Source organism: Dialister histaminiformans (genome assembly GCF_900103425.1).
In the GTDB taxonomy this organism is placed as follows: Bacteria; Bacillota; Negativicutes; order Veillonellales; family Dialisteraceae; genus Allisonella; species Allisonella histaminiformans.
Map to the genome: position 1 here is coordinate 1 of NZ_FMXA01000032.1, position 6,159 is coordinate 6,159.

General features: G+C 46.8%; 6 protein-coding genes. All 6 read right to left on the minus strand.

What is annotated here, in order from left to right; all coding sequences use genetic code 11:
- Positions 1-263: endonuclease domain-containing protein (locus BLQ79_RS07915; RefSeq protein WP_200779866.1), on the minus strand; the 263-nt coding region annotated here is incomplete at its 3' end.
- Positions 264-980: 717 nt separating this feature from the next.
- Positions 981-2,042 (minus strand): DNA replication/repair protein RecF, encoded by a 1,062-nt coding sequence (recF, locus tag BLQ79_RS07925; RefSeq protein ID WP_091365551.1) that lies wholly within the window; start codon positions 2,040-2,042, stop codon positions 981-983.
- Positions 2,042-2,257, minus strand: a complete 216-nt coding sequence (locus BLQ79_RS07930) for an RNA-binding S4 domain-containing protein (RefSeq protein WP_091365553.1) — start codon at positions 2,255-2,257, stop codon at positions 2,042-2,044. Before BLQ79_RS07930 ends, recF begins: the two co-directional genes overlap by 1 nt.
- Positions 2,257-3,372 (minus strand): DNA polymerase III subunit beta, encoded by a 1,116-nt coding sequence (gene dnaN, locus BLQ79_RS07935; RefSeq protein WP_091365556.1) that lies wholly within the window; start codon positions 3,370-3,372, stop codon positions 2,257-2,259. The genes BLQ79_RS07930 and dnaN overlap by 1 nt, the downstream gene beginning before the upstream one ends.
- Before the next feature lie 272 nt (positions 3,373-3,644).
- Positions 3,645-5,252: a chromosomal replication initiator protein DnaA gene (gene dnaA / locus BLQ79_RS07940; protein WP_091365558.1), complete on the minus strand. Its 1,608-nt coding sequence runs from the start codon at positions 5,250-5,252 to the stop codon at positions 3,645-3,647.
- A gap of 633 nt (positions 5,253-5,885) precedes the next feature.
- A partial coding sequence (locus BLQ79_RS07945) for an endonuclease domain-containing protein (RefSeq protein WP_143270129.1) occupies positions 5,886-6,159 on the minus strand: 274 nt, incomplete at its 5' end.

Sequence of the window (6,159 nt, forward strand, 5' to 3'; positions counted from 1 at the left end):
TGTTTCATAAAAACCGTTCTTCGGTAATCATGAGCTGCCCCATCTTTCATAAAATGCTGCGAACCATCAATTTCTATAACCAGTTTAGCTTTTCTACAATAAAAATCCGCAATATATCTTCCAATAGCATACTGCCTATGAAAGCGAATAGGATACTTTCGAAGATAGTACCCCCATAATATCTTCTCTTCCCGTGTCATCGCCTTACGAAAACGACGGGCTTGTTTTTTAGATTTTATTGTCCTGTAAATGCACTTATACACAACTAATCATTCCCTATCCCCCTTAACTATCCATTCCTGCAGAACATAATATCCCCAAAGATGCGCTGATTCACAAAGTTTATCAAACATACACATGCTTTCCTATGTTCCAACATAGAGGAATCAACTATCCACCATTCGCTGAAGCGAATAGTCCCCCTTTCTCTCCAGAAAGGAGCTTCGTTTTAGCAATCTTCCCCTTAGTTATCTTTTGCATTCTTATCTTTATAGAAGAGAATATTCCGCTTATCCCTTGTAAAACGCAGACATAAAGGCCTCATTTCGGGGAAAACCTGGATAAGAGTCAAACGTACAACAGCACGCTTTCCTATGTTCCAACATAGTGGAATCAACCATCCACCATTCGCTGAAGCGAATAGTCCCCCTTTCTCTCCAGAAAGGGAAATACATAACATCCTTCTGTCTTCCTTTATGCAAACACAGAGGAATCAACTATCCCCCATCCGCCTAAAGCGGATGGATTCGAGACAACGGATTGTCTCGAATGCCTGCAAATCCTTAATATCTTAATATATGGCAGGCGGGTCTACTTTAAAGCTGGAGATTGGATATTGTGCACCATGATTGGCTATCGTATTCCAGAACGGGAAACGTTTCGCATGCTTCCGTTAATCAGCTTTTGCAAGCTTGCCTTTTGCAAAAGGGAATATTCCACTTTACGCCTGCCATCCTCATGAGGTACACGGCCTTTGAGCATTATCCCATCTCTACTATTTTCCCATCCCCCACTCTGTCAGTGGAGGTGATGATGGTCTGTACATCGTGCTCCTCCACATAGGAAATCAGGGCCTGCCGGCGGGATGCGTCGAGTTCTCCCATTACGTCATCCAGGAGAAGCACCGGATTTTCTCCGGTTTCCTCACGGATGAACTGAATTTCTGAAAGTTTCAGTGCCAGTACGGCGGTGCGCTGCTGTCCCTGAGAGCCGTAGGCTGACAGTTCTCTTCCATTTAAAAGAAATACCAGATCATCCCGGTGCGGTCCAATGGATGTGCGCATGAGCCGGGTGTCTTCCTCCCGGTTTTCTGCCAGTTTCCGGATAAACCAGTCTTCTGACAGAACCGGATCCCCTTCATTTCCTGCCTGTCTGTACTTTATGGTCATGGTTTCCCTGCCTCCGGTAAGCCGGCGGGTCATTTCTGAGGCGGCAGCATTCATCTTTTCCAGGGCTTCCATGCGTTTTTTCAGCACATACGCTGATCCGCGGGCAATTTGCATGTCCCACATATCCACCTGAGGTTTGCGGCCGTTAAAACGGGCATTTCTGAATTCTGCATTCCGCTGCGCCACCGCCCGTTGCACCCTGGATACTTCTTCTACGTACCTTGGATTGACCTGAGACAGTTCCATATCGATGAACCGTCGCCTTTCCCTGGGCATGCCTTTCACCAGTTTCATTTCATCGGGCGTGAACAGCACTGTACGGAACAGCCCCAGCAGGTCTTTTCTCCGCACCGGGTTGTCATTGAAGAACAGCTTCTTTCCCCCTTTGCGGAACAGACGCACTTTGATGGTATTTTCCACCCCGCCGGAGACATAGGAAAGGATGACCGTCCCTTCCTCATGGGAAAGTCCGATCATCTCCTGATCCTGATGGGTGCGCAGTGACCGGCCGATGGATGCCAGGAAGAATGCTTCCAGCACATTGGTCTTCCCGGAACCATTAGGCCCGGTAAATACCGTAAGCCCCTCTCCGGGCACAAAGGTCCTGTCTTCCACATTGCGAAACTGTATGAGGCGGCACGATAAGGCCTTCATCAGTCCTCCCCGAGAATCTGAATGTCCTCTCCGGAGAGACGGAGAGTGTCGCCCGGTCTGATTTTCTTTCTCTTTTCATGTACCGGAGTACCGTTCAATGTCACTTCATTTTCCGCAAGGTAGGAACCAATCTGTCCACCGGAAGAAATGACATCATATTTTTTAAGAAGCTGATCCAGCTGAATGTATTCTCCGCGTATAGTCCACTGTTTCATTATTGTCTGCCTCTCATTGGGGTAACTACATAAATATAACTCTTATCTTCTTCCTGTTCTATCAGCATCGGTCCATTGGCCAGCAGGTGGAACGTAATGGTTTCGCCGTTGGAATGCTTTAATATATCTTCTATATAAGAACAGTTAAACACAATGTTCAGCGGCAGCCTTCCGGATACTTCCGCCGGAATGGATACAGAGGAAGCCCCTACATCGGCATCTTCTGCAGAAATGATGGCCCCTTCTTCAGAGAACTGGAAGTTCACTGTGTTGTAATTGATATCCCGGGAAATCGGGCTTACCATGCGGATGGCATTGGACAGTTCCTTCAGATTGAACTTGGCATCCACATCGGAGCGGGTCGGCACCACTCTGTGTACGTCCGGATATTCACCGCTGATGAGGTTGGTAATGAAATATGTGTCTCCGAAAGTGAAGGCGGCATGGCTCTTTGCCCAGGAAATTTCCACCTGTGCCCCTTCTTCGTCCGGAAGCAGACGGCATACATCATTTAAAATGCCGGACGGCATAATGAAACGACCTGTGCTGGTAGCTTCTTCCGGAAGAGTGATTTCCCGGATAGCCAGACGATGGGTGTTGGTGGCAGACATGGAAAATACGTTGCCCTTAATTTCAAAGAGAATGCCGTTGAACACCGGATTATTCTTTTCCATGGCGGCTGCATAAGCAATGAGACTATTGAGCATCTGCAGATCTGCGCAGGCCATATGACATACATTGACCCGTTCCATTTCCTCTACCTGCGGGAAGTCATCATAAGACATAGTCGGGAACCGGTAATGTGCGCTTCCTGCACGGAAATGGCATAAGCTGGCAGCATCGTCTGTTTCCAGTATGACTTCTTCTCCTGGAAGGAGCTTTATCATACCCGGCATTTGTGGTGCTGCTACCACTACATCGCCTGTTTCCAGAATTTCTGCTTCACAGCTGGTTTTAATACCAATGGTATAATCATTGGCTTCAAAAGAAATGCGACCTTCCGCAGCACGAATCAGAATGCCGTTGTTTGTATTGGAAGTTATTTTTGTCTGTGCTGCACGCTGAACTGTATCCAGAGCGTGGCTCAGTATGGATTTGTTGAATCTGACCTTCATGGGCTCTCCTTTTTTAATGATGGATATGATAAAAATAGAAGTAATAGCAGTAGGGGGCTGTGAATAAGTGAATAAGTCGGTGGATAACCAGATTTTATCGATTTCCGCGGCTGTTGAAAAAAATGTGAATAGTGAATTGTGGTTTTTCACGCAATTCACCGTTTTTGCGGGTTTTCAGATAATCACAGGTTGTTCGCATCGCTATCCATAGGGTTGTCCCCATATGCCGTTAAAAATCTGAAAAAATATAGGGCTGGTGCGGGTTTTCCGCCTTACCGGCTGGCGAGGATTTTCTTAATCTTCTGATAATCGTCGGCAATACCCGGTTTGGATTTTAAATCCTTTTCTACGCGGTTACACGCATACATAACCGTGGTATGGTCCTTACGCTTGAAATAATCCCGGATGTTCGGATAGGATTCGTTCAGCTCCTGCCGGCAGAAATACATGGCCATCTGCCGCGCCGCCACAATCTTCTTCGGTCGGCCCGGAGACAGGACGCTGGCTTTGGATACGCCATAGTATTCGCATACTACATCGGTGATAAATTCCATGGTCAGTTCCTTCTTCGCATCCGGAGGAATGACATCCTTCAGTGCGGTTCTGGCCATATCCAGTGTAATCTTCTGCTGTGTGAACTGGGCATAGGAAACCAGTTTATTATAAGCGCCGTTCAATTCACGCACATTGGTATGAATGTGGCCGGCAATATAGTTGATAACATCTTCCGGAAGTACGATGTGGTCATGTTCTGCCTTCTTCAGCAGGATGACGGAACACATTTCATAATCCGGAGGTTCGATCGGCGCAATGAGACCACTGGAAAAACGAGTCTTGATGCGGTCTTCCAGCTTTTCTATATCCTGCGGCGTGCGGTCGCTGGTGAGAATGATGTGCTTCTTATTGTCAAAAAGCACATTGAATGTATTGAAGACTTCCGTCTGGGATGAGTTCTTGCCGGAAAACAGCTGAACATCGTCCATGAGGAAGTAGTCCACACTGCGGTATCTCTTTCTGAACTTATCCATGGATGAAGTTTCAATGGATTTGATTAAATCATTGAGGAACGTTTCACTGGTGACAAACCGCACGTTCAGTTTGGGCGCATGGTCGTGAATATAGTTGCAGATAGCATGAAGCAGATGCGTCTTGCCCAGACCGGACGGCCCATAAATGAAAAGCGGGTTCGTACGGCTGTCCGTATTGCCGGAAAGTGCAGCCTCCGCTACCGATTTAGCGGCCTTGAATGCCAGTTCGTTGCTCGGCCCGTGGATAAATGTGTCAAACGTAAACTGACGGTTGATATTTACCTGGTCCTCAAACTGTTGGGTCACCTCTTCCCGCTCGCCTGCCGGTTCAAACAGATTGCCTGGATGCATGGGTTCTTTGCCTTGTTCACGGATTTTATCCTGAATATTTGGAAGGTCCGCATGCTGGAAATCGCCACGGGAAACCTTGTCCAGAAAATCCGGAGCCGGAGTCGATGGGGCTTCCGGGAAAGGAGCCGGAGGCGTCTGAGAAACCGGAGCCTGGGCCTGCGGAGCCGGGGTTACCGGAGGCATAGCCGGCTGTGGGAACGATTCCGGAAGAGGAGCCGGTGTTGCCGGAGCGGCCGGTGCCGGAGTTTCCTGCCCCTGCACTACCACCTCCAGACGAATGGGTGATCCAACCAGAGAAGAAATGATTTCCGCCAGCTTCTTCTCATAAATCGCCTTAAACCATCCTAAAATCCAGGATGGGCCGGAACCGGTGAGCATAATGGAAAAAACACCGTTTTCAAACGAACGGGGAAACACGCCCCGCATAATCACCTCATAATACTGAGGATCGCTCTTCTGTACTTCACCAAGTACTTTAGACCATAAAGAAAAAATATCCATACGCAAAATCCCTGCCTGTGAATGTGTGAAAAACGTGAAGTGAAAAAGTTCATAACTCTGTGGAAAAATGTGAATATCTTTCCAACAATCCGCGCCGATTCTACTGATTTTTCATGTGAAAAAGTAGAATAACTCTGTGAATAACTTTATTTTAACAGAAATCGGGAGGTTTGGAAATTGCGCGGTGCGAATTGAGTAATGACAGGAATGAATTTTCTTCATTCCCCATCGGGAAATGTGCCGCATAGCCTCATTATTCCTTCCTGCACATCCAGTCCGCTGCTTTTCGGCTAAAAGGCCAGACCCTGCGATGGTTCAGACAGAGGGGAAATACAGATTCGAGAACTGAGCGTTGAGGGAGGTTGCGGAATCATGGACAATGAAGAAAATACGTAAACCAACTTACCACAAAAAAACTGTCAATGAAGCTCGAACCCTACTCACTCCATTGACAGTTAAAAATACAAAAAATATCCTGTAACCTTATATAATTTCAGAACCTTCACACACCACAAGGCCAAAAGAATGCCAATGGCCACAAACGTGAAGAATGCAGCCCCCTTTTCCTCTCTGGAGAGAGGAGGGCCATCGTAGATGGCGGAGAGTTGATTCCTGTATGTGCATCGTAAGGAATTATAGGTAAAGCTCCTGACTCTGGCTGCTCCTAAGTTCTTTCAACCTCTGCTTAACCACATAATCAATGTACTCACATACCCCTGACAGGTTCGTTAATATCTCTTTATTCATAAATCGTAATACAAGAATACCAAATTGTTTCATAAAAACCGTTCTTCGGTAATCATGAGCTGCCCCATCTTTCATAAAATGCTGCGAACCATCAAGTTCTATAACCAGTTTAGCTTTTCTACAATAAAAATCCGCAATATATCTTCCAATAGCATACTGC